The organism is Clostridium caldaquaticum (assembly GCF_023806125.1).
Classification (GTDB): Bacteria; Bacillota; Clostridia; order Clostridiales; family Clostridiaceae; genus Clostridium_AT; species Clostridium_AT caldaquaticum.
The window spans coordinates 1-546 of the sequence record NZ_JAMSKT010000048.1 but is presented as its reverse complement, the minus strand read 5'-3'; the positions used below and the strand labels follow the sequence as shown (position 1 = coordinate 546).

Below are 546 nucleotides of genomic sequence, written 5' to 3'. Positions count from 1 at the left end.
GGTAGCCGTAGGAGAACCTGCGGCTGGATCACCTCCTTTCTAGGGAATTGAAAGCTGGAAACTTGATTCTCTGTTTAATTTTGAGAGACTAAAAGTTTCTCACAAATGTGGGGGTATAGCTCAGTTGGGAGAGCACCTGCCTTGCACGCAGGGGGTCTAGGGTTCGAATCCCTATATCTCCACCATAAGGGCTTATAGCTCAGCTGGTTAGAGCGCACGCCTGATAAGCGTGAGGTCGATGGTTCGAGTCCATTTAAGCCCACCATTTAAAATTAAGAGTTAAAAATTAAGAATGAAGAGTTGTGTAAAATTCTTAATTCTAAATTATTAATTTTTAATTTAAAATAAGTTGTTCTTTGAAAATTGCACAGATTAAAAAAGATTAAATTGTTATACTCAAACTAACTAGTAGTAAAAGGGTATATACAATTTCGCAACAAGAGTTAATTCTGAAGAATTTTTAAATCTTCATTATTAATTCTTCATTAGAAAACGCGTAGCGTTTTCATATTAGGTCAAGCTACGAAGAGCGCATGGTGAATGCCT

General features: G+C 37.0%; 2 tRNA genes. Both read left to right on the top strand.

From position 1 onward, the window contains the following. Nucleotides 1-109 precede the first annotated feature (109 nt). Nucleotides 110-185: transfer RNA gene (locus M2651_RS14250), tRNA-Ala, on the top strand. A gap of 3 nt (nucleotides 186-188) precedes the next feature. After that, nucleotides 189-265: transfer RNA gene (locus tag M2651_RS14245), tRNA-Ile, on the top strand. The last annotated feature ends 281 nt before the right edge of the window (nucleotides 266-546 follow it).